The organism is Sinorhizobium sp. FG01, assembly GCF_002531875.1.
Taxonomy (GTDB): Bacteria; Pseudomonadota; Alphaproteobacteria; order Rhizobiales; family Rhizobiaceae; genus Sinorhizobium; species Sinorhizobium fredii_C.
In genome coordinates, this window is sequence record NZ_NWTB01000002.1 from 101419 (window position 1) to 123108 (window position 21690).

Below are 21690 nucleotides of genomic sequence, written 5' to 3' on the forward strand. Positions count from 1 at the left end.
TTTTGAATTGTCCAACATTGTCGCCTGAGCAATCGCCCGATCCGGGAGCGAGACTTGCACGTTCGGCCGCAGCGTCAGTTTCGGCGATCACCAATGACGGGGAGCGATTACCTGCTGCCCAGAATGAACAGAGGTAGAAATGATTTCCGATTCAGACCTTGTCGCGCATCGCCTCGACGCAATGAAACGCACCGAAGGCGGCGCTCCTTCGCTGCCGACGAATCCGTTCTTCGGGGTCGGTCCGATAACCGATGCGACAAAGGATGAGGTCGACAGCCGGCTGCGGCGCTATGAGTTCGACAAATGGATAGAGAGCACCTACCGGAAATACGATGACACCGGCAAGGATATCGGCGCGTTTACGACCGCCGAGCTTTCCCGCAGCATGCATCGCGGTTACCCGGCGGACAAAATTCTGCTCGATATGATGCGGGCGATCCATCGCTATTTTGAATTCCCCAAGTCGAACAGGATTGCAGTCGGTTTGGGCGGCGGCCACAGCGGCTATACCGTGTGCGTGCAGCACCTGCTCAACGCAAATGACGCGGGCCAGCGGGTGTATGTCGACACCCCGCGCCCCGAGAGCGACCGCGCCGGTGCAGCGGGCTTCTTCCGGCAATCCTGGGCAACCCAGCTCATAGAGATGCATCGCTTCGCGGAAAAGGGCGACGAAAACAGGATTCACTTTGCGAAGCGCGAGGGGGAGATCCCCTCGGCAAGCGCGCTCGCAGAACTCGGCGTTTCGATCTTCATTGGCGTGGGACACGAAACGACCGGTGCCAATTCATACACCAACGAGGAGATCACCGAGCTCCTGGCCTGGTTGGACGGCGACCCTGAAAACCGTCATGCCGTCTTCGACGCGACCTCCATGCTGGGGGCGATGCCTTGGGAGCCCGATGTCGTTCGGGCGGTAATGGCCAAATGCTGCCTGTTCATGCCGTTCCAGAAAGCAATCGGCGGCGTGTCCGGCTACTTCGTCGCATCCTTCACACCGGCGGCTCTGGCATTGATCGAGCGCAACCAGAGCAATCCGTCCTGGGCAATCCCGAGGCAGCTCAAGATTGCGCCGCCGATCAATCCCCGGCAGCCGTTCAGCAGCAAGCGGTCGGTCGATTCCGGTCCGTTCTACGATGCCGAGGAAGACAGGATGCTCGGCGGCGTCATCAACACCTATAGCGCCCTGGCATTCGCCGAGACCACCTTCGGGCTCTTGCAGACCGAACGGCGCGTCGGGTCCGTCAGCGAATTGAACAGGCGATCGGCAAAGAACCGCAAGCTCGTGAACGAATGGGTGGACCGCAACCCGCTGTTCAGTCTCGTCGTGGAGGAAGAGGATCGCCGCGGCGCGGCGGTAACGCTGCTGAAGGTCAATGACGGCAGCATCTCCTCGTCGGACCTGCATCAGCGCATCATCGCGCGGTCGAAGCAGATCCTGGGTTATGAGGGAATTACCCATCCGAACGGTGTCCACGAAAAGGGCCTGGATGCGGCGCGCTACGTGAACGCGTTCCCCGGCACTCCGGGGGATTATCGCGCCTGGATCGGCGGCATTCGGGACGCTGCCGACGTCACCGCTCTGCTCGACAATCTCAAATACGCCTATCTCAGGGCCAAGATCGTCGTCATCGAAGAAGAGCTCGAGAAGAGAGGCAGCCGCGTTGACTACGCCGAATCTGCCGGCGCCGGTGCCGCATCGGTGCGCGAGGGCACTTTCAAGGTGTTGATCGCGGATGCGATCGGCCTCCGCTTCGATGCTGAGGGCCGTCTCGATCACAGCGAACTGGCCGCATACATCCACGAAAAAGGCGGCGTGTTCCACGAAAATTCCGCGGACGGTTCAAGCACGGCCGACGACGGCAAGATTCACTTCTACTACCGACCCCACCTCAGCACCGCCGACGAGATCCTCGCTGAAGCGGGCGAGGGGCAGTACGATGCGGTGATCGCCGCCGCAACATTCATCCCCCAGGCCGCGAAGTTCCGCCTTGGCGGCGTCCGTATCGGCACGGGCACCGGAAACATGGGTTCCGCTTCCTGGGGCGGTCCGAACGGCGAAGGCGGCGAGGCCCCGCTGATGAACACGCCGGGCATCAATAGCCGGGCTACCGCGCAGATGGCCATGAAGGCGCTTCTCAAGGTTCTCCCCGACCTGCCGGTCGAGGAATTGCATGCCCGCGTCGTCGCGGGCGACTTCGATACCGGCAAGAACCTCGCCGAATATCCGACTGAGAAGCTCGAGGGAAAAAGGATCGCGATCCTCGGCTACGGCAACATAGGCCGTGAGCTCGCACGTCTTGCCAAGGCGTTCCACATGGATGTGGTCGTCTACGCCCGGCCTGCGCATCGCGACAACATCATCGCGGAAGGCTATGAATACGCCGCTACTCCGGCTGACGCCGCGCGTGGCTCGGACGTCTTGTCGGTCCACCTCGGCCTCGGAAAACAGGATCCGGCCACCGGGACATTCTCCAATGCCGGGATCGTCGATCGCGAAGTCCTGTCCGCTCTGAACGACAGGGCCGTTCTGCTCAACTACGATCGCGGCGAGCTCGTGAACGTGAGAGACCTGGACGACGCCCTGACATCCGGCAAGGTCAGGCATGCGGCGATCGATGCCGACATCTTCAAGTCGTCGGACGGCCCGAGCGGCCCGATGAAACCCTATCTCTCGCTTCTCCCGAAGCATGCCGACAAGCTTGAACTCCTCCCGCACGCGGCAGCGGACACCGACCATCCGACGCGCGTGGCCGGCGCGAAGCAAGCCGTCGACCAGATCATCGACTCGATACGATTGCTCTCGGTCACGAACCTCAAGGGTGACCTGCCCGATGGCTATGTATCGCAAGGTGCAAGCAGCCCCTCTGGCATTGGGCTTGTTACGCGCTCCGTCCTTGACCGAGTTGCGAACGACAAGGGTCTTCTCGTCCAGTTGCGGGAGGCCAGCGAAAAGATAGCCGCGATCCTCGGATCGCTCGAAACAGTGTCCGACGAGGCTCACAAAGCGCGGATCGTCGAGCGCTACCGGTCACTGCTTGCGCAGAACGCGTTGAAGCAGATTCAACTTCTAAGGTCTGCCGGTCTGCTGGCCCCTGCTGCCAAGGAGTAGGAGGACAGGCGAGAAGGTGCCCCTTGCTGCGGTCTCACTTGAGGCGCATGCTGCGTAGTATCAGCGGCTATTAGCAAGGGCGCCACTGGCTGGGAGATCATCGCGCTTTCGCCCCATCCTAGGAGGCCGCGCCATGTATCCGTTCCGCGACTTTGACTGCGTTATCCGACCAAGCGAGATCAGTATGCTGCAAGGCGTGTTCGAAACCGAACTTGCCCGGACAAGGCTGAGGAGTGACACCGAGGAGGCCGAAACGCTCGCAAGGAGGCTGGTCGCGCTCTATCAGGAAGGCGTCAGAGACCCGAATCTCTTGGCTGAAAGGCTGAGAGACCGATAGCAGAGAGCGCCTTTGGCCAGCGCAAACAGGGGCGCTAAAGCTCGGGGCGCCGCTCATCGGGATAGAGCAGGGCAGTGCCTGCCCGAGGACTGAGGAACAAACTCGCGCGCGGCCCCGTTTCGGAAATTCAAACGAGAGGCTTCGAGGCCAACCGCAATGGCACCCCGCTCATTCTGGAAAGGCTATCTGAAACTGTCACTCGTCACCTGTCCGGTGGCAATGACGCCGGCGACGACCGAGAACGAGAAGGTCCGCTTCCACACGCTCAACCGGAAGACCAACAATCGCGTCGTCAGCCAGTATGTCGATGCGGTGAGCGGAAAAGCTGTCGACGAAGATGATGAAGTCAAAGGCTATGAACGTGGCGAGGACGATTTCGTGCTTCTGGAGGACGAGGAACTCGAAGCGGTCGGGCTGGAAAGCACGCGCACCATCGACATCGACATGTTCGTGGAGGCCGACAGCATTCGCTGGATATGGTACGACAAGCCGCACTATCTCGTTCCCGACGATCCCGTCGGTGAGGAGGCCTTTTCAGTCATCCGCGACGCGATGGCCTCAACCGGGACGGTCGGGATTTCGCGGCTTGTCATGTATCGCCGCGAGCGCGCCGTTATGCTCGAACCGAGAGGGAAGGGGATCGTTCTTTGGACGCTGCGCTATGGCGACGAGGTGCGGAAACCCGAGGAGTACTTCCGCAACATTGATGACAGCGATAACGATCCCGAACTGATGCGCCTCGTGACGAAGCTGATCGAAGAACGCAGCAAGCCCTGGGATCCCGCTATGGTGAGCGATCCCGTTCAGGCGCGACTCCTGGACATCATTTCCGCCAAAAAGAAGGGCCGGAAGCGGCCGGCCAAGGCAAAGGCTGAGGAAGAGGAGCGACCCAGCAACGTGGTCAATATCATGGACGCGCTTCGCAAGAGCCTCAGTTCGGAAAAGAAGAAAAAGACGAAGAGTTAACTCCCGGCATCAAGGTGTCAGTCCGGCATCGAGACGCGATACTTGAAGCGATCGCGGATATGCGCGTTGAAGAAGCGGCCCTTCGAAAAGGCCCGCTTGAAGGCCGCATAAGTTTCGGGAGGCACGTCCTCATAGTCATAACGCTTTTCGGTGGTCAGGAGCCAGACCGAGAGCGTTCGCGTCTCGGCGTCGTAGTCTGTCCTTTTTATCAGATGCGACGGCATTGCCTCACCCCTTCCTGAAAGGGTCCGTTCTGAGTGCAGCCTTACGCGGCCCTCCTTCGCCCGGCCTTCGCCTCCTTGAGCGGAACGGCGGCCGCGCGAAAATCCGCCCATGGGTCGGTGTGCAGCGACGCCAGCCGCGTCGGCGTGTTCTCCACCGTGAAATAGGCCGGTCCGATGCTGGGAGCCAATTCGTCCCAGGAGAGGGGCATCGAGACGGCGGCGCCCGGCCGCGCTCGCGTCGAATAGGGGGCCACCGCGGTCGCGCCGCGCTGGTTTCTCAGATAGTCGACCAGGATCTTGCCGCGGCGCTTGGATTTGCTGATGGTCGAAACGAACCGGTCGGGACTGTCGGAGGCCATCGCATCGGCAACCAACTTGGTGAAGGCCTTGACGGCCGGCCACTCCGCCTTGGGCTTCAACGGCGCCACCACGTGAAGCCCCTTGCCGCCAGATGTCTTGACGAAGGGAACAAGGCCGGCCGCCTTCAGGCGGCCTGCGGTCTCGAGCGCAGCTTCGATCACCGCTTCGAACGGCACGTCCTCGCCGGGATCGAGATCCATTATGATCGTGTCCGGTCTTTCCCAATCGGCGACCGTCGAGCCCCAAGGATGGATTTCGAGAACCGCGGACTGGACTAGCCCCATCAGGCCATCGAGATCCCTGATGCTCAACAGCTGTTCGTCGGGCGGGTCCTTCGGATCGTTGACGAGCACGATATTGGGGTTCAGCCCCTTCCAGGCATGCTTCTGGAAGAACGTCTCCCCGGTGATCCCATTGGGGCATCTGACCAAAGCGAGCGGGCGCCCGACGATATGGGGGCCGACAAAGCGCCAGACTTCGGAGTAATAATCGGCGAGCCCCTCTTTGGTGACACCCTCGTCCGGCCAGTAGAACCGGTCGGGGTGGGTGAGTTTCACGGTCCGACGCGGAGCCTTGGGCGCAACTGCCGCGGACTTGGGCGTTTCGCGCACGATGTCGCGGGCGGGTTTATCCTCTCGCAATCCCCTGAACGAAGCGTGGCGGAGAAGGCCGTCGGCGGTCCAGGCCCTGAACTCGACCTCGGCAACGAGCTCCGGCCTGACATATCGGACCTGGCGCGCATCTTCCGCCGCAAGCCGCGCCGCGAACGGGCTCTCGGGCGTCCGCAAACGGTCCAACCTCTTGAAGAGCTCCTCCGCAACGGCGACGGTGAACCCTGTTCCAACGCGGCCCACATGATGGAGCTTGCCGCCTTGATAGACGCCGAGCACGAGTGAGCCGATCGCCTTCCGCGACGTGGTCGACGGCACGTAGCCGGCGACGACGAACTCCTGACGCGCCGAGCACTTGGATTTCACCCAGCTTTTGTTCCGTCCCGCACGATAGGGCGCATCGCGCTGCTTCGAGACGATGCCCTCGAGGCTCAGCCTGCAGGCGTGACGCAGCACCAGGCTGCCTTCCTCCTCGAAATGGCTGCTGAAGCGGATGAGGCCATCGCCTTCGCTGATCAGCTGGCCGAGCAGCTCCTTGCGTTTGACCAGGGGCAGAGCGCGCAAGTCGTAGCCGTCGAGATAGAGCAGGTCGAAGACATAGAAGCGGAAACGATCGCTGCGCCCCTCGCTCAAGTCGGCCTGCAATCCGGAAAAGTCGGAGGCCCCGGAGCCCGTTTCGACAACGACCTCGCCGTCGATCAAGGCCGTTCCGACCGGTAGCGCCTGCAATGCCGACACCAGCGCCTTGCCGAACCTTCTCGTCCAGTCCAGCCCGCCACGGGTGAGAAGCTTGGTGCGCCCGGCTTCGATCCGCGCCTGCAACCGGTAGCCATCGAACTTGATTTCGTGGAGCCAGCGTTCGCCGGCCGGCGCGGAGGCGACGAGGGTCGCCAATGAGGGCTCGACGAAGTCCGGCAAAGGAGCCCGCTTGGCGCCCTTGAACTTCGCGGGATCTGGGACGTTCGAAGCCGCTTCCGGCTCCTGCCCTGGTGAAGCGGCCGTTTTCCTGCCGCGAGCCCGCTTGCGTATCCGGCCGGTCTTCGACGACCAGCCCGGCTCTTCGCCGGCAACATCCTTGATCTCGCGGCCGGTCAGAACCGACTCCGGCCGCTCCTCGAGAATATCGGGGTCTTGCTCCGATCGCGCCGCCTCGTCGTCGCCTTTGATCAGCAGCCAGTTTTCCCGTTTCTCGCGCGGCTTGCCGGCCATCCGAACCAGATGCCAGCGGCCGCCGAGCTTTTCGCCGCTGAGCTCGAAGTCGAGATGGCCTTTCGCGTAGCCCCGCCGGGCATCGCCGATCGGCGTCCACGTGCCGCGATCCCACAGGATGACGGTACCGCCGCCATATTCGCCTTTCGGGATCGTGCCTTCGAAATCTCCGTATTCGAGAGGGTGGTCCTCGACGTGAACGGCAAGGCGCTTCTCGCCGGGAACGAGGCTCGGACCCTTAGTGACGGCCCAGCTCTTCAAAACCCCGTCCATCTCCAGCCGGAAGTCGTAATGCAGCCGCGTGGCGTCGTGCTTCTGGACAACGAAACTGTTGCCGGATCGACGCGCTCTGCCCCCCTTCGGTTCGGGTGTGGAGGCGAAGTCGCGCTTTTCCCGATAGGTTTCGAGGCCCATGGGTCAGCCCGCCTTGCGACGCGGCGAAGCTTCCTTCGTCTTCGCGCCACGGGTCGCCTTCTTTTTGGTTTGAGTGGCCGCCTTTGTCTTCTTGGCCGGAACGCCGGCGCTCTGCCGCAATGCCTCCATCAGGTCCACGACCTTTTCGCGCTTCGGCTCCTTGCGCGGCTCGATCTTCTTGCCCTCGAGTTTCGCCTTGACCAGCTCGGCAAGGGCCGCCTCATAGCGATCATCGAATTTGGCCGGGTCGAACTTTCCGCGTTTGGTCTTGATGATGTGCTCGGCAAGCTTCAGCATCTCGCCCTCGATCTTCAGATCCGGCACGTCGTCGAAGGCTTCTTCGGCCGAGCGGACCTCGTAGTCGAAGTTCAAGGTCGTTGCGATCAGTCCGTCCTCATAGGCGCGGATCAGAAGCGTGCGCACCCGCCGGAACAGCACTGCACTGGCGATGGCCGCGACGTTCTTCTTGCGCATGCCCTCGCGGATCAGAGCGAACGCGTCTTCGGCATGGCTCTTGGTCGGAGCAAGGTAATAGGGCTTGTCGAAATAGACGTTGTCGATATCGCCGCAGGCGATGAAGGCCGAGATCGACAGGGTCTTGTCGCTCTCCGGAACGGCCGCCGCGATCTCCTCGGGCTCCAGCACGACGTAGTCGCCGGATCCGACTTCATAGCCCTTGACCTGATCGTCCTTTTCGACCGGCTTTCCGGTCTCGCTGTCGACGAATTGCCGGTGAACGCGATGCCCGGTGGCACGGTTGATGGTGTGAAAGGCAATTCGTTCCGAGGTCGAGGCCGCTGTGTAGAGCGCGACCGGGCAGCTGACCTCGGCGACCTTCAGATAGCCCTTCCAATTTGCTCTCGGCGCCACGATGCGGCCTCACTCTGGGAACGGAGCACTGGGGTGGTTGCGCGCAACATGCTCGACGGTCGGGAACGTGGAGGCGTGGCGGTTTGTTCCCCTCGGAGGCGGGCGCGTCAGTCGATCACTCCCCGCCGGTGGCGGAAAATTGCAATGACAGGGCCGTTCGTTGTAAACAATCCGCTCCGCTTGATCTGGAGGAGGCACAGCATGGACCGGTTCACCGGAGGTTGCCTGTGCGGCAACGTTCGTCTTGTGGCGTCGGGACTCCCATACCGGGTCGGCCTTTGCCACTGTCTCGACTGCCGCAAGCATCACGGGGCGCTTTTTCACGCTTCCGCGATATTCCCCGAAAGCGCGGTGACGGTCGATGGCGAAACGCGCGCCTATGCCGGGCGGTTTTTCTGCCCCCGCTGCGGCTCGTCGCTTTTCGGCCGCAGCGCGGACGAAATCGAAGTGAACCTGGGATCCCTGGACGCCCCCGACCAACTGATGCCGACCTATGAAAGCTGGATCGTTCGCCGTGAGGCCTGGCTGCCGCCGTTTCCGCTCACGAGACAATACGAGCGCGATCGAGAGGGCTCGGGTCGGTTCGAGGAGTAGGTCGAGCGAACCGCGCGAAGCGCGTCACTCCGGAAGCCCGGCCTTGCGGAAACCGTCAACGAAATGCTCGAGCGTCGCGTCGTCGCGGAACGGCTCGGTCGTGGCCCAATGGCGGATCGTGAAATGTGGGTTGCCGACGAGGAAAAGCTCGACCTCGGCGCGCGCCTCGTCCAGCCGGCCGAGTTGGGCAAGGCTTGCCGCCAGGAAACGGCGCGAGCCCGTGCGATAGGTCTCGTCCCGGCTGAGTGTCACGACAGCCGCTTCGTATTCGCCGCCCGCATATTGCGCCTGGCCGAGCGTCAGATAGTACCAGCTTGCCGGAAACGGGTTCAGCCGGAAGGCCTTTCTGATGTGCTCCAGGCCCTCCGCGACCCGGCCGGCCAGGACCGCAATGTCGGATAAGGTCGCCCAGATGTCGGCGTCGTTCGGATCGAGCTCGATCGCCTTGGCGAATTCCGCATCCGCCTCCCTGAAGCTGCGCTCATAGGCAAGCAAGTTGGCCAACACCCAGCGGCAGCCGGCATCGTTGGGATCGATCGCTACGGCCTTGCGCGCCAGTTCCAAGGAAACGCTGCGGCTTGGTTCGATCGGTTCGCCCCAATGCACCCACCCCATCCAATGATTCATGGCAAGCCAGCGATAGGCCTCGGCATATCGCGGATCGAGCGAGACCGCGCGGGTCAGCATCAGATGCGCCTCCCGCGCCGTCTGCGGCGAATCGTCGATCAGCTTGCGCGCCCGCACGCAGAGATCGTATGCCTCGAGATTCTTGGGCCGATTGCGCTGCGGCGGTGCCCGCAGCCGGCCGAGCAGCGCCTCGACGATCTTGCCGGTGACCTCGTCCTGAACGGCAAAGATATCCTCGAGGCTGCGATCGAAGCGTTCCGCCCAGAGATGAGCGCCACTCAGCGCATCGACCAGCTGGGCGTTGATGCGCACGCGCCCCTTGGCGCGTCTTGCGCTGCCCTCGAGCAGGTATCGGACGCCGAGGTCCTCGGCGATCTCGCGCACGTCTGTCGCCTGTCCTTTGTAGGCAAAGACCGAGTTGCGGGCGATGACGAACAGGCCGGAGATCCTGGATAAATCGGTGATCAGATCTTCGGTCAACCCGTCCGCGAAGGCTTCCTGCTCGGGATCGTTGCTGAAATTCACGAAGGGGAGCACGGCAATCGACGGCCTGTCGGGCAGTGGCAAAGGCTTTCGCATGGCGCCACCGAGCTGTTCGGTCGCCCCCGTGAAGCGGTAGCCGACGCGCGGAACCGTGGAGATCCATTCACCGCCGTCGGGGGCTGGACCGAGCAGCTTCCGGAGCTGCGCAATCTGGACGGTGAGGTTGCCTTCCTCGACGGCCGTGTCGGGCCACGCCGCGTCCATCAACTCGGCTTTGCTCAGGATTTCGCCGGACCGTCCGACGAGAGCCGCAAGCAGCTTCAGCCCGCGGTAGCCGACCGCAACGGGGTCATCGTTCCGAAGCAGCGTTCCCGCAGCCGGATCAAGCACGAACGGACCAAAGGCAAAGCGCGATCCCTGCATAGGGCAAGTCTATAGTCCGTTTGGAAGTTTTTGAGAACTTTTTGGGAGCGCTTAATTACGGCGCTCCTCGTCTCCCGCAGAATTCATCCTCTTTCAGGTCGGATCCCCGACCCGCAAACCATAAGGAGGATTGGTATGAACGAGACTCCGACCCCTGCTTCGGCCCCGCCCCATCGGCATTACAGCCTCGCGACTCTGCGGAGCATCATCGCGACCTGGGGCGCGCGGATAGGCTTTCGCCGGGAACTCGAGCAGAAGTTGAAGGACGATCCGCATTTGATCGCCGATATCGGCCTGACCCAACGGCAGTTCGAGGCAGAGATCGCCAAGCCCTTCTGGCAAGGGCCGATGCCGCCTCTATGAGGCGACTGCTGCAATGACAGAGGATCGCCAGTTTCCGCGTGCCGCAGTTGTTTGCCGGCACCTGCAAAGCACGGCATCGCCGCGAGAGGATCGGCTCCCCTGGGCGGCGATGGCGGGCATCATCGCGACCGTCTCGGTGTTTGCCGTGGCGCAGGGGCTGACCTATCCGCTGCTCAGCTTCATCCTCGAGCGGCAGGGGATGGCGCCGGACCTGATCGGCTTGTCGGCGGCGATGACGCCGCTGGGTTTCATTGTATCCGCACCCCTCGTTCCGGCGCTGGCGCGGCGCGTGGGCGGGGCGCGGCTTGCGATCCTGTGTTCGCTGCTGGCGGCGCTCACGCTGGCCGCGATCGCCTGGATGCAGGGCGTTTGGGCCTGGATGCCGCTGCGCTTCCTGCTCGGCTTCTTCGCCAATCCGCTCTACGTCATCAGCGAGACCTGGCTGATGTCGATCACGCCGGCGCCACGCCGGGGCCGCATCCTGGGCCTCTATTCATCGATTGTTTCGGGGGGCTTCGCCATCGGCCCGCTCTCGCTCGGCCTCACCGGTACCGAGGGTTGGCCGCCTTTCCTGATCGGCATCGTGGCCCTTCTACTCTGCGGCCTGATCGTGCTTGGGGTCGTGCCACGTCTGCCGAAGATGCCGCACGAAGGCGAGGCAATATCGGTCGGCGGCTTCTTCGCACGGGCGCCGCTCCTATTGTTCGCGGTCTTCACGGCCGCCGCATTCGAGCAGACCCTGCTCTCTTTGTTGGCGGTCTATGGCGCCGCGCTCGGTAGCGCCGAGGCCCGTATCGCTTCGCTCATCGCCTGTTTCATCGCTGGCAATGCCGTGCTGCAGATTTTGTTCGGGCGCATGACCGAACGGCTCGGCTCGAGGCGGACCCTGTTGCTCTGTGCCCTGGCTGCGCTGGCCGGCTGCCTGCTGCTGCCGTCGATCTTCGACGCATGGCTCGTCTGGCCGCTCGTTTTCGTCTGGGGCGGAGTCTCCTTCGGGATTTATACCGTATCGCTCATCCGGCTCGGCGAGCGGTTCACCGGTCAGGCGCTGATCGCCGGTAACGCGGCCTTCGCCTTCGTATGGGGTATCGGCGGCATCGTCGGCTCGCCCGCGACGGGATTGACGATGCAACTGATCGGACATCACGGGCTGCCAACGTCCCTCGGCCTCCTGTGCTGCGTTCTGGCAGTGCTTCTGATGGCAGAGAGAAGGCGGCTCTGATCGAGGCATCTACAGCATCACTGCCGAACATTGCCATGGTGAGGCAGCGCCCCTCGGAGGAGGGAGGAGGGGCGCTGCCAACAAGGTCGACTCGGGGGCAGTGGGAGGGAAAGAGTCGACCCCCATTGCGTCAACGTCGCTTGGTAAAGCGACGGGCTCTAACGTCCCGCGCCCGCGCAAGGTTCCGAACGTTGGCGAATGTTCTCGCTTCGAGCAGGCTCAGTAAGCCAGCGCGCAGCCGTCCTTGCGCGGATCCGAGCCGGCCTGCAGCACGCCGCTGGCCGCATCGATCATGATCGCCTGGCCGCCGCCAAGCGGCATCTCGGCCATTTTGATATCATGGCCCAATGCCACGAGGCCTTTCAGCACATCCTCGCGGATGCCGCGCTCGGCCTCGAAGCGCCCCATCTGGGGGAAGCCGCGGGCGCAGTCGATGGCTTCCTGCACATTCATGCCGAAGTCGATGATATTGGTGAGCACGTGGGTTTGGCCGACCGGTTGGAAGCCGCCGCCCATGACGCCGAAGCAGAGCCACGGTTTGCCGTCCTTCATGGCCATCGCCGGGATAATCGTGTGCAGCGGGCGCTTCCGCGGTGCCACGCAATTGGGGTGCGCGGGATCGACAAGGAAGCCCGTGCCGCGGTTGTGCAGCAGCACGCCGGTTTTCGGGCTGGAAAGGCCGGTGCCATAGGGCCAGAACAGCGAGTTGATAAAGGAGCAGGCGTTGCCCTTTCCGTCGACCACGCTGATATAGACGGTATCCCGATATGTCGTGGTGCCGAGCGGGCCCCCAGCCGGCATGGCTCTCCTCAGGTCGATGCGGCCGCGCAGGCCGTCGGCGAAGTTGGCCGAAAGCAGCTTCTGCACGGGGACATCGGCAAAGGCCGGGTCGGCGACATACATGTCGCGCGCCTCAAAGGCCAGTCTTGTGGCCTCGGCCTCGATATGGAAGCGCTCGACGCCGACCGGATCGTATTTGCCCAGGTCGAAGCCGCTCAGGATGTTGAGCATTAGCAAAGTCGTGATGCCGACGCCGTTCGGCGGGATTTCCAGGATCTCGATGCCGCGATAGCTGGTCGAAATAGGCTCGACCCAAAAAGCCTCCTGCGAGGCGAAATCCTCCAGCGAATGCGTGCCGCCGAGGCTGCGGAGATAGGCCACCATGTCCTCGGCGACCCAGCCGGTGTAAAAGCCGTCGCGGCCCTTGGCGGCGATCTCCCGGAGGACTTTCGCATGCTCTGGCTGCCTGAACACCTCACCGGCCGTAGGAGCGCGGCCACCCTTCAACCACATGCGCGCACTATTGGCATCCGCCTTCAGCTTGTCTTCGTTACGGGCCCAATCGGTGGCGACGCGCTCGGTCACCGCAAAACCTTCCTCGGCATGGCGGATGGCGGGCTGCAGCAACGCGCCGAGCGGCATGGAGCCGAGGCGCTGGTTCAGCTTGGCCCAGGAATCAATGGCGCCCGGGACGGTCACCGCATGCACCGACGTTAGAGCGATCTCCTTCACTCCCTGCCTCAAGAGATGCTCGGCGGTGAGGCCCCCCGGCGCGCACCCCGAGCCGTTCAGACCGTAGACCTTGCCGCGCGTCTTGGTGTCGGTGCCCGGCGGATCGGTAGACGCGGGAGCGAAGAGCACGAAATTGTCGCCGCCGATGCCTGTCGAGCCCGGCTCGACCACGCATTGGACGGCACAGGCGGCGATCGCGGCGTCGGCCGCATTACCGCCGCGGCGCAGGATTTCGATGGCGGCGAGCGTCGAAAGAGCATGCGACGTGGCCGCGGCGCCATGCCTGCCCATGACGACTGAACGGCCGGGAAATTGCAGGTCACGCATGGGAATGGAACTCCGCGAGGATCGAGAAGACAGTCCGGAGCTTATGACGGGGCCGTTTCGATGGAAACAGGCGCGGATCATCGAGACGCCCATGCGAGCCGCGATATATTTCAATATTCAAAGATCAAGCCACATTTGCCCATGACGGGCGAGAGGTGCCGCGAGGATGAGTTGAATACAACCAATGATAGGAAACCTCTTGATCTCAAGCTGATTTCGAAGCATTGTGCATTGCACAAGATCGGCGGCGGGCGAGGCGCAGCTTAGTCGCACTGCGAGCGCTCATATCATACGACGCGAGCCTGAGAGGAGTGGAGCCGGTGGGTTTTCGAGACATGCCTCTTTATAAGAAGCTCGTTGCCCTCGGGATTGTCGCTCTGGCGTTTGTCGGTGTATTCGATGCGCTCATCAATTTGCCCGTCGTTTCGGGCTGCACGTTTTATGGTGAATGCCGCCTCGGCGACATGGCCGAGCCGCCCACCGACCTGGGCGTCGATCCGCCAGTCCAATGAAAGAGCCCCCGACACCAGCACTGATCGTCTATGATGGCGATTGCATCTTCTGCCAAAGCTATGTTCGCTTCATGCGATTGCGCGAAACCATTGGTGCCGTCGAACTGCTCGACGCCCGCTCCGCTGATCCGCGGGTGGCTCGCTTCCAGAAGCAGGGTTTCGACCTCAATGAAGGAATGCTGTTCGTCTTCCAGGATCGCATTTACCACGGCGACGAAGCGGTCAATCTCCTGGCAATCCTTAGTTCGTCTTCGTCCCTCTTCGGCCGCCTTAACCGGGCGCTTCTTTCCAATAGAACGGCCGCGAGGTTGATCTACCCGCTCCTCAAGGCGGGGCGCCGTGCTACGCTGCGACTGCGCGGGCGCCCGCTCATTCCGGCCGACCTTGACCCTCCACCGGATGGAAATAGCGGCTGGTGAGGGGGAACTTCCTCAGGCGCTAAACCCGGCAGGCTAATGGTCTGGCTCGCATTGTCGCCCTGCTCCGTCCCGGTGGCCGCGCGGACGCCTGAGCCGCGCGTCCGCCTGGCAGAAAACTGCAGGTCCCGAGCCTAGTGGGTGCAGACCTTAGGCCGGGAGAAGTCCACCAGCTTGAAGATCAGCAGCTTGCGTTCGAGGATGTTGGGCATTTCATCTGCCAACGTCGCTGCCGTCGCGCGACTAACGGTTTCTCCATCCTTGACGTAGGTCACCCACGCCTCGGGATTCCAGCGGAGCTGCTTCTTAATCTCGTGCAGGACGTGATACTTTCCGGCCTGCGCTTGCCTGACCAAGTGCGGCTCGGAAGAATCGACGATCTTCATCACCTCGTTCTGGTAGTTGAAAAGATACGGCGGCGTCGGGAACAGCAGGTGGTTGGTTTGACCGGCTTCGGTATGCAGATTGCTGAACATGTTGATCGAGCTTTCGGTCTTTAGCCCCACATAGGGCGAAAGGCACGAAAGGAAAAACAAGCCCGGGATGACGTAGACCCATGCCGGCGGGCGCGGGGCGGAAACGTTGTCGCAAGGCAGATTCTGCAGCGCCACATAGGCCAGGACGATCATCGCGACGCCGCCGACCACGGACCACACGAGGATCCATACGGAGTGGACCACCATGTCGAAGCTGCGCTCCGGATAGGTCCGGGCGAGAAGCAGGACGACTGCAATCGCAAAAAACATGAGCACCGCCGCCGGGAAGAGCGTGCCAATCCGTCCGAACTGCGCGCGAAGGCCATTGGCGGCGGCAAGCGAGATGCCGTAGAGCGATCGGCTGGCGGGAACTGGAATGCTCAGCACGTAAAGCGCGAATACAAGGCTCGAAAAATCCATGTACCACGAATAGGCGGAGATCGGGATCACGTAGTGGAAGACAAGCGCCAGGATGAAGCCGATCGCGAAATAGCGCTTCCAGTAGAGTGCGACGATGGCAATCGCCTCGATAACAAAGGTCGCATAGATCGCCAGGTACCTGCCAAACAGATTGTCTTCGAGACCGAACGGGCGAGCAAGCGGAACGTAGAGCCCCACGGCACAACTGACGGAAGGATCGAGGAAGTCCGTGTTGATCTTATGAAAGATTCCGTAGAAGTACATGATCGCGAGCAGGGCGCGGGCGACGACACGGATCTGACCATAGAGCGTCATGCGGTCGATGGCGGCGATGCTGCCGGCTTTGACGTAGAGAGCCGCTGCGCTGAGCAGGATTCCCAAGTTCATCACGGCCGTGATCGTCTTGTTGTTTGAGGCAACCGGCAAGCGGAGGCCGTATAACAGCAGCGAGACCGCGACCAGCCCCAGCAGGATGCCGGTGCGGCGCGGATAGAGCAGAAGCAAGAGGCTGAGCAGGACGATGGACCAGCTCAAAACCGTGTAGGCCAGCCCTTTGTAACCGATCAGTGAATAGACATCGCCCGCGATGCTGAAGAGCGCTGCCATCGCCCAAAACGGCGTAAATGCAGTAAGACCGTCATAGGTATAGGCGGGATTTCCGACAGTTGAGATTTTGCTTGGACGAAAGTTCCAGAAAGGTATTGCGCTCGCCGTCATCGTTAGAACCCACTTGAAGTGATTGTTTCTCGCGCCGGAGAAGAAGGCATGCTCCTCCGGGCAGCCTTTTGTGCACCGACAATTTCACACGACCTCGAATGCACCGGGAGCAATTTGCCGCATCACGACATCTTGCCGGTGTCCTGTCCAACGCGCCCCGACCATTGGCGGGGTCCATTCGCACGCGATGATTAGCTTAAGCAACTCTCAATTGTAAACAACAATTCGGTCAGCAACCGGCGGTGAGCGTTTGCGGACGACCCTTCGAAGACGGTTCCTTGGAGAGTTGGTTCCCACGGAAGCGGCACGCTGCATGACCCACGGTTACGAAGCAACTCTACTACGGCCCATGTTGCGCAGCAATATTTCATTGTGCATGGCAGCAACAACAGACCGTTTCTGTTGCGCTGCGGCAAGCATCTGGGTTAGTTTCAAACCTGTCGTCGACTGCAACCTGCATGAGGGTGAGGATTTGGAAGCCAGCGCATTCGATCCCCCTGACGGTTCGCTCCGCGAGAAAGTAGGTCGGGGTGCCGTCGCGACGGCCCTTGCCCAAGCGGTCAAGGTCGCGACGCAGATCCTTTCCGTAATCGTCCTTTCGCGCCTCCTGTCACCTCAGGATTTTGGCGTGGTTGCGATGTGCGCGCCGGTATTGGCGTTCATCGCACTGTTTCAGGACCTTGGGCTCACGCAGGCGACCGTGCAGAAACGCTCCATAACACACGAAGAGGTGAATTCTCTCTTCTGGATCAACGTTGCGGTCAGCGTGGCGCTTGCCTGTTTGATGGTGGGCATGGCACCGCTCATCGGAGCTTTTTACGATGAGCCCCGAGTGGGGCCTCTTGTCGCCGCGATGTCGTTGCAGATACTCGCCTATGGCTTCGGGGCCCAACACCTTGCACTGCTCAACCGGCGCATGGCCTTCGATCGCCTGGCGGTGGTGGAGATCGCTAGCGCCATGGGTGGCTTTTTCGCCGCCGTCGGCTGGACTTTCGTCGATCGATCCTATTGGGCGCTTTACGCCGGCACGCTGACGAGTGCCGTCTTGCCGACGCTCTGTTACTGGGCGAATTCGGGGTGGCGGCCAGGTTTCACACTCAAAACCGAAGGCGTAGGCGCGTTGCTGACCTTCGGTGCCGGCATAACTGGATTCAACTTCGCGAACTTCTTTGCCCGCAATCTGGACAACATTCTCATCGGCCGATACTGGGGCGAGACGCAATTGGGGCTTTACGACCGAGCCTATAAGCTGCTGCTCTTTCCGCTCAGCCAACTGGCCAATCCGCTGTCGAAAGTCATGGTGCCGGCGCTCTCCCGCCTGGCGAACGAGCCCGATCGGTATCGCAGCGCCTATCTTCGGGTGCTGCCCTTGATGCTCATTGTGGCGCTCCCCGGCGTCGGCGCCGCCATTGCCACGGCCGATGTGCTTATTCCTTTTGTCTTGGGAGAGCAGTGGCGGGAGAGCGCAGTCATTTTCATGGCGCTCGGCTTTGCCGGCTTGCTGCAGCCGGTCAACAATCCTGCAGGTTGGCTGTTCATCAGCCAGGGCCGGTCGGGTGATTTCATGCGGTGGGGAATCGTGACAGCGGTAACGTCGGCTTTGGCCTTCGTCATCGGTCTGCCCTACGGAGCCTTAGGGGTCGCCGTTGTCTATTCGCTCAGCGAGTATGTTCGAACACCGCTTCTGTGGATCTATGTCGGGAGAAAGGGGCCGTTGGGTTTGAAGGATGTGCTTTGTGCTGCCGGCCCCTTTGTGCTCGGTTCGCATTGCGCATTGCTGGTCCTTTGGTTTTCCCGACCGGTCTTGCCGAACCAGCCTATTCTCGCCATTGCGGCCGTTGCCGCCCTGTCATACGCCGTTACAATCGTGATCGCGATGCTTTTCCCGTTCGGCAGACAAACCTTGCGGGAGGCCATCAAGCTCGTGCCGGGACGCGTGATCGGATCGCGGGGCGGGGAGGCCTAAGAGCGCCTTCTGCGCATCGGAGGCCTTCTGCAATCATCAATCATCAGGCCGGCTTTCGCACCCTGCCCTTCAGCGCCTGGTAACCCCGTTCTCCAAGCATCGCACGGGCCGCTGCCTTCAGCATTGCCTGCCGACCCTCCAACGATTTCGCCTGTTTTAGCCCTGCCAGCAGCCACGCGGAATTCGAAGAGATCATCTGTTGCGACTCCATACAAAGCACCGGCTTTCCCGAGAGCTTGGCTATATTCACCGCCTGATCGTGCTCGCTTTCGATGAAAAGCACGGCATCCGAACGCCGGTAGAACTCGGCCTTGAAGCGGCCGTGCGCGGCGAGCCGTTGGCGCTCTTCCTTGCTGGGAAGGTCGAGCATGATGAGTTCTCCATACTCGATTCCCTGCGCCGCCAGCCAGGCCTCCGTCTGGGCCCGGTATTTTTCCAGCCGACTGGTCACCAGATAGGCGATCTTTCGCGTCGGGACATACAGTGGACGTGCTTGCGCCAGGAATTGGAGGTAGGCGGGGCCGTCATCGTTTTCTTCGTTGGTGGGATCGAAACACAGGACCCCGTCAATATCGACGCAGCTCTGGCCGAGAAACTTGTGGTGCATCACGTTCCACTGGAAAAGCCGAGGCTGTGGTACGACCTCGAGCACGAGATCGGCCTCGTCGTAGCGCTCATAGGTGCCGTATACGGCAGCGAAGACAAGCTGGTCGCGGGCAACGCCCGCGGCGGCTGCCTTTACCCGCGCCTCCCGCATGGCGCCACCGCCATTGATGCTGTCATCGATAACCAGTATCCGGCGCATCTCAGGTATGGTGCGCTGCAGAGCGGCGGAGCGCTTGGTGATCCCGCAGGAGAAGGTCTTGCCGGCGACAAAGCTGTCGAGATCGGTCATCTGGATGTTCGCGGTCAGACTGACGAGGTTGGCAGCCAGGAGGCCGCTTCTGGGGATTCCGACGACGAGATCGATATCACGTGGCAGTCGGTGGAGGTTTTTGGCAATGGTGGAATTCATATCTGCAATTGATCTGTAGTACATAACTTCACCCCCAAGTAGTATTGATGGACACTATGCAGCGTCGAAATTTGCAAACGGGTTCACGCAATGCTGGCTGCCTGAAAAGGTAACGGCATCTTCCGGTCCGCTGCGCCAGGCGTAGTCGGTGAGGAGATGAAAGTCGGCGAGCAGCCAGCGCTCGAACCGCTCCAAACGCTTTGCGTCATCATCGGGCAGCAGTGGTCGAACCGCGTCTCCCAGACCCAGTCCTTCGAATAGCGTCGAAGCATCCGCCAGCTTTTCCGTCGGGAAATCCCATGGATTTCGCTTGTGGAATTCCAGGGTGAAGGCGCGCAGATGCTCATCCGACATGTTCAGCTCTCCGAGATACCGTTTCAGAGATACCCGGACCAAATCCTCGCCGGAAAAGGACCGGGCCGCCGTGTAGGCAAGGGCGGTTGAAGCGACACACCCGCCGGCCAGACCGAGAACCGCGCGCCGTGAAAGCGTGATCATGCTTTTTCTCCATCATGTTAGGCGACTAGCCGCCCGCAACGAGAGGGCCGCGGCCGTCAAGCTGGGATTGGCGCAGGAACAGCTTGGGTAGGTGCTGGTGCCGACGATCAGCAGATTGCGAATTTGGTGGTGGATCAAATCACCGTCGACCACCGAGTCCTTGGGGTCTTTCCCCATGCGAAGCGTGCCTTGAACATGCGATTCCGTCCGCCGGATGCCGCGATCCAGGACTTTTTCGACCGGCAGCGGCCGAAGAAGCTCCGGCAGTTGCTCCTTGGCTCTCGTCATGCCTTTGACCGCGTATTCGGCCGCTCCCTTGTAGCTTATGAAAGCGTCGCCGTTTTCATCGAGGCTGACGAAATTGTCCGCCTCCAGCAGGTCCTCGGTGACGATTACGAGGGGAAGTGTTTGCCGCAATCGCCCCTTCTCGGGACGAAGACCGTGCTGCCAGCGGTTCTCGAAATAGACCAGAGCCGCGCCGTGCTCCGATCTGTGGGCTCCGTCATACAGGCCGAAATTCAGACCAGTGGTGATGGTGCTTCCATCGAAATTGTCGACGCCGTCGAGATAGGCTTCAAGGTTCCAGCCGTAGGATTCATGCAGACCCCGCCCGACCAAATCGCCGCCGAGACCCGATCGCAGCATGATAGCCGGGCTCTGAATACCGTTGGCGCCGAGCACGAAAAGGTCGCCCGTGACCGTATGCTCCCTGCCATCGTGCCGGAACGTCGCGGCGCGAATACTTCCGGCCGCGTGCTCCAATCGCCGCACTTCCGATTCCAGGCAGACGGATACCTGCGGATGTTCGAAGACATGCATGAGACCGTTATTGGCAGTGAATTTCGCATCGGCCGGGCAGAGCCAGCAGTGCAGCGATGCGCAGCAGGACGCACGCTGTTCTGTCGCTACCCGCGCCCGTGCTGTCGGCATGACGAAGTGCCGATCCGGTTGCGCCGCTTTCATCATCCGATCCGGCGTCGACATCCGATGCGGCGGTTGAGGGAAGGGCCTCGATCGCGGCATGAGCGACGCCATATCCGGATCGCCCGATATGGACATGATCGACTCGGCCTGACAGTAGAAAGGCTCGAGATCATCGTAGCTGATCGGCCAATCCTGTCCGACCCCATAGAGGCTTCTCAGCCTGAAATCATTCGGATGCAGCCGTGGCGTCTGGGCGAACCAGCAGTTGGTGCCGCCGCCCAGCCCGATCGTGTAGTTCCACGGCTTTGTTGAATTGCTCCTGTAGGTCTGCTCATCCTTGAGATCGGTATTCGCACCATGTTCCAACTGCCACGCATGCGAGTTGTGGCGACCCCATTCAAGGAGAAGAATGCGCGCGCTGCGGCGATGCGTGAAACCATGGAGGAAGAAGGCGGATCCGAAGCCGGAACCGATCACGACCACGTCGAAATGCTCTCCGGCGATCTCTTCGGCGCGAACACCCAGCACCATCGGTTAACCTCGTAAGGCGGGGAGGAGCAACCGCATTGGCCTGCGGGGCCCGAATTGCAGGGTCAGCAAATTCACTCCGGTCACGTTCTCACCAGTGCTGCGGTAGTAGGCAGATGCTTCGATGCGAATTTCGGATGGCAGCAGTCGGAGTTCCCCGACGGCCGCTATTGCCTGTGAAATGCGGCACAGGCGATTACCGGCTGCAGACCGCAGCTACAGTTTTTGCAATGATACGCAGATGCCGAAGAAACGACCCGCACTTTGAACATTCGCCGCTGTGGGCACTTACCTCGAAACTGCGCTTCACCAAAGCGGGCGGACGGCCTGCGGGGAGCGACCTTAGCCCGTTGAAAACTCCGGCTGCCCGACCAAGCACATGCCTTCATTGCACAACCTCAAGAGGAGATAATCTCTGCAATACACCCTAACAGAATATTATTGCATTGCAACATGTGCATGAAAGTTTTCTGCCGGAGCAGCTTTACAGGGAATTCCAAAGGGTTGGGGAAGGATTGTAGGCGGAGCGGCCTCGTTGTGCAGCGCCAGACGAAACACAGTCATAGC

General features: G+C 61.5%; 18 protein-coding genes. 9 read left to right on the forward strand and 9 right to left on the reverse strand.

The window, feature by feature from the left end; translation table 11 throughout:
* Nucleotides 1–139 precede the first annotated feature (139 nt).
* The 3 genes from CO656_RS00605 to CO656_RS00615 all read left to right on the forward strand — a co-directional run bounded on the left by CO656_RS00605 (nt 140) and on the right by CO656_RS00615 (nt 4412).
* The gene (locus CO656_RS00605) at nt 140–3109 is read left to right on the forward strand and encodes an NAD(P)-dependent oxidoreductase (protein ID WP_097524437.1); all 2970 of its coding nucleotides are present in this window, start codon (nt 140–142) and stop codon (nt 3107–3109) included.
* 133 nt (nt 3110–3242) lie between these two features.
* Complete coding sequence (locus CO656_RS00610) at nt 3243–3446, forward strand: hypothetical protein (RefSeq protein WP_037416424.1); 204 nt, start codon at nt 3243–3245, stop codon at nt 3444–3446.
* Nucleotides 3447–3602: 156 nt separating this feature from the next.
* Nucleotides 3603–4412, forward strand: a complete 810-nt coding sequence (locus CO656_RS00615; protein ID WP_037416427.1) for a Ku protein — start codon at nt 3603–3605, stop codon at nt 4410–4412.
* A 17-nt stretch (nt 4413–4429) separates the two neighbouring features.
* Here the strand turns inward: CO656_RS00615 and CO656_RS00620 are convergent, their stop codons facing one another.
* The 3 genes from CO656_RS00620 to CO656_RS00630 are packed head-to-tail and all read right to left on the reverse strand — an operon-like array spanning nt 4430 to nt 8100.
* Nucleotides 4430–4636 (reverse strand): KTSC domain-containing protein, encoded by a 207-nt coding sequence (locus tag CO656_RS00620; protein WP_037416430.1) that lies wholly within the window; start codon nt 4634–4636, stop codon nt 4430–4432.
* Between the two features lie 41 nt (nt 4637–4677).
* Nucleotides 4678–7230 (reverse strand): DNA ligase D, encoded by a 2553-nt coding sequence (gene ligD, locus CO656_RS00625; protein WP_097524438.1) that lies wholly within the window; start codon nt 7228–7230, stop codon nt 4678–4680.
* A gap of 3 nt (nt 7231–7233) precedes the next feature.
* On the reverse strand, nt 7234–8100 hold the full coding sequence (locus CO656_RS00630; RefSeq protein WP_097524439.1) for a Ku protein: 867 nt from the start codon (nt 8098–8100) through the stop codon (nt 7234–7236).
* A 201-nt stretch (nt 8101–8301) separates the two neighbouring features.
* On the opposite strand from CO656_RS00630, the gene CO656_RS00635 reads away from it, so the two are divergent.
* Nucleotides 8302–8694 carry a GFA family protein gene (locus tag CO656_RS00635; RefSeq protein ID WP_097524715.1) on the forward strand — a complete coding sequence of 131 codons (393 nt, stop codon included), beginning with the start codon at nt 8302–8304 and terminating at the stop codon, nt 8692–8694.
* Nucleotides 8695–8718: 24 nt separating this feature from the next.
* Here the strand turns inward: CO656_RS00635 and CO656_RS00640 are convergent, their stop codons facing one another.
* Nucleotides 8719–10227, reverse strand: coding sequence for a winged helix-turn-helix domain-containing tetratricopeptide repeat protein (locus CO656_RS00640; protein ID WP_097524440.1), 1509 nt, complete (start codon nt 10225–10227; stop codon nt 8719–8721).
* A gap of 135 nt (nt 10228–10362) precedes the next feature.
* Between CO656_RS00640 and CO656_RS00645 the strand changes: the two genes are divergently transcribed.
* Together CO656_RS00645 and CO656_RS00650 are read left to right on the forward strand one after the other, a co-directional pair.
* Nucleotides 10363–10590 carry a DUF1127 domain-containing protein gene (locus CO656_RS00645; RefSeq protein WP_097524441.1) on the forward strand — a complete coding sequence of 76 codons (228 nt, stop codon included), beginning with the start codon at nt 10363–10365 and terminating at the stop codon, nt 10588–10590.
* 109 nt (nt 10591–10699) lie between these two features.
* Nucleotides 10700–11812, forward strand: coding sequence for an MFS transporter (locus tag CO656_RS00650; protein WP_234819631.1), 1113 nt, complete (start codon nt 10700–10702; stop codon nt 11810–11812).
* A 219-nt stretch (nt 11813–12031) separates the two neighbouring features.
* Here CO656_RS00650 and ggt read toward each other — a convergent pair whose 3' ends face one another.
* Nucleotides 12032–13651 carry a gamma-glutamyltransferase gene (gene ggt, locus CO656_RS00655; RefSeq protein ID WP_097524442.1) on the reverse strand — a complete coding sequence of 540 codons (1620 nt, stop codon included), beginning with the start codon at nt 13649–13651 and terminating at the stop codon, nt 12032–12034.
* A 320-nt stretch (nt 13652–13971) separates the two neighbouring features.
* Between ggt and CO656_RS29570 the strand changes: the two genes are divergently transcribed.
* Nucleotides 13972–14163, forward strand: coding sequence for a hypothetical protein (locus CO656_RS29570; protein ID WP_141471702.1), 192 nt, complete (start codon nt 13972–13974; stop codon nt 14161–14163).
* Nucleotides 14160–14582: a DCC1-like thiol-disulfide oxidoreductase family protein gene (locus CO656_RS00660; protein ID WP_097524443.1), complete on the forward strand. Its 423-nt coding sequence runs from the start codon at nt 14160–14162 to the stop codon at nt 14580–14582. Before CO656_RS29570 ends, CO656_RS00660 begins: the two co-directional genes overlap by 4 nt.
* 131 nt (nt 14583–14713) lie before the next feature.
* On the opposite strand, the gene CO656_RS00665 is transcribed toward CO656_RS00660, so the two are convergent.
* A complete protein-coding gene (locus CO656_RS00665; RefSeq protein ID WP_097524444.1) occupies nt 14714–16192 on the reverse strand; it encodes a thiol-disulfide oxidoreductase in 1479 nt (492 codons plus the stop codon).
* Between the two features lie 472 nt (nt 16193–16664).
* Here CO656_RS00665 and CO656_RS00670 point away from each other — a divergent pair, with 472 nt between their 5' ends.
* Entirely contained in the window at nt 16665–18158 is a 1494-nt protein-coding gene (locus tag CO656_RS00670; RefSeq protein ID WP_097524445.1) for a lipopolysaccharide biosynthesis protein, read from the forward strand.
* Nucleotides 18159–18201: 43 nt separating this feature from the next.
* On the opposite strand, the gene CO656_RS00675 is transcribed toward CO656_RS00670, so the two are convergent.
* Genes CO656_RS00675 through CO656_RS00685 form a run of 3 tightly spaced genes read right to left on the reverse strand, consistent with a single transcriptional unit; the run spans nt 18202 to nt 21126 of the window.
* The gene (locus CO656_RS00675) at nt 18202–19173 is read right to left on the reverse strand and encodes a phosphoribosyltransferase family protein (RefSeq protein WP_234819612.1); all 972 of its coding nucleotides are present in this window, start codon (nt 19171–19173) and stop codon (nt 18202–18204) included.
* A gap of 54 nt (nt 19174–19227) precedes the next feature.
* The gene (locus tag CO656_RS00680) at nt 19228–19671 is read right to left on the reverse strand and encodes a hypothetical protein (protein ID WP_097524447.1); all 444 of its coding nucleotides are present in this window, start codon (nt 19669–19671) and stop codon (nt 19228–19230) included.
* A 12-nt stretch (nt 19672–19683) separates the two neighbouring features.
* Nucleotides 19684–21126 carry a GMC family oxidoreductase gene (locus CO656_RS00685; RefSeq protein WP_097524448.1) on the reverse strand — a complete coding sequence of 481 codons (1443 nt, stop codon included), beginning with the start codon at nt 21124–21126 and terminating at the stop codon, nt 19684–19686.
* Nucleotides 21127–21690 lie beyond the last annotated feature (564 nt).

Coding starts and splice junctions, on each gene's coding strand:
- CO656_RS00605 (WP_097524437.1), top strand. CDS start 140: ATGATTTCCGATTCAGACCTTGTCGCGCATCGCCTCGACGCAATGAAA.
- CO656_RS00610 (WP_037416424.1), top strand. CDS start 3,243: ATGTATCCGTTCCGCGACTTTGACTGCGTTATCCGACCAAGCGAGATC.
- CO656_RS00615 (WP_037416427.1), top strand. CDS start 3,603: ATGGCACCCCGCTCATTCTGGAAAGGCTATCTGAAACTGTCACTCGTC.
- CO656_RS00620 (WP_037416430.1), bottom strand. CDS start 4,636: ATGCCGTCGCATCTGATAAAAAGGACAGACTACGACGCCGAGACGCGA.
- ligD (WP_097524438.1), bottom strand. CDS start 7,230: ATGGGCCTCGAAACCTATCGGGAAAAGCGCGACTTCGCCTCCACACCC.
- CO656_RS00635 (WP_097524715.1), top strand. CDS start 8,302: ATGGACCGGTTCACCGGAGGTTGCCTGTGCGGCAACGTTCGTCTTGTG.
- CO656_RS00640 (WP_097524440.1), bottom strand. CDS start 10,227: ATGCAGGGATCGCGCTTTGCCTTTGGTCCGTTCGTGCTTGATCCGGCT.
- CO656_RS00645 (WP_097524441.1), top strand. CDS start 10,363: ATGAACGAGACTCCGACCCCTGCTTCGGCCCCGCCCCATCGGCATTAC.
- CO656_RS00650 (WP_234819631.1), top strand. CDS start 10,700: ATGGCGGGCATCATCGCGACCGTCTCGGTGTTTGCCGTGGCGCAGGGG.
- ggt (WP_097524442.1), bottom strand. CDS start 13,651: ATGCGTGACCTGCAATTTCCCGGCCGTTCAGTCGTCATGGGCAGGCAT.
- CO656_RS00660 (WP_097524443.1), top strand. CDS start 14,160: ATGAAAGAGCCCCCGACACCAGCACTGATCGTCTATGATGGCGATTGC.
- CO656_RS00665 (WP_097524444.1), bottom strand. CDS start 16,192: ATGACGGCGAGCGCAATACCTTTCTGGAACTTTCGTCCAAGCAAAATC.
- CO656_RS00675 (WP_234819612.1), bottom strand. CDS start 19,173: ATGAATTCCACCATTGCCAAAAACCTCCACCGACTGCCACGTGATATC.
- CO656_RS00680 (WP_097524447.1), bottom strand. CDS start 19,671: ATGATCACGCTTTCACGGCGCGCGGTTCTCGGTCTGGCCGGCGGGTGT.
- CO656_RS00685 (WP_097524448.1), bottom strand. CDS start 21,126: ATGGTGCTGGGTGTTCGCGCCGAAGAGATCGCCGGAGAGCATTTCGAC.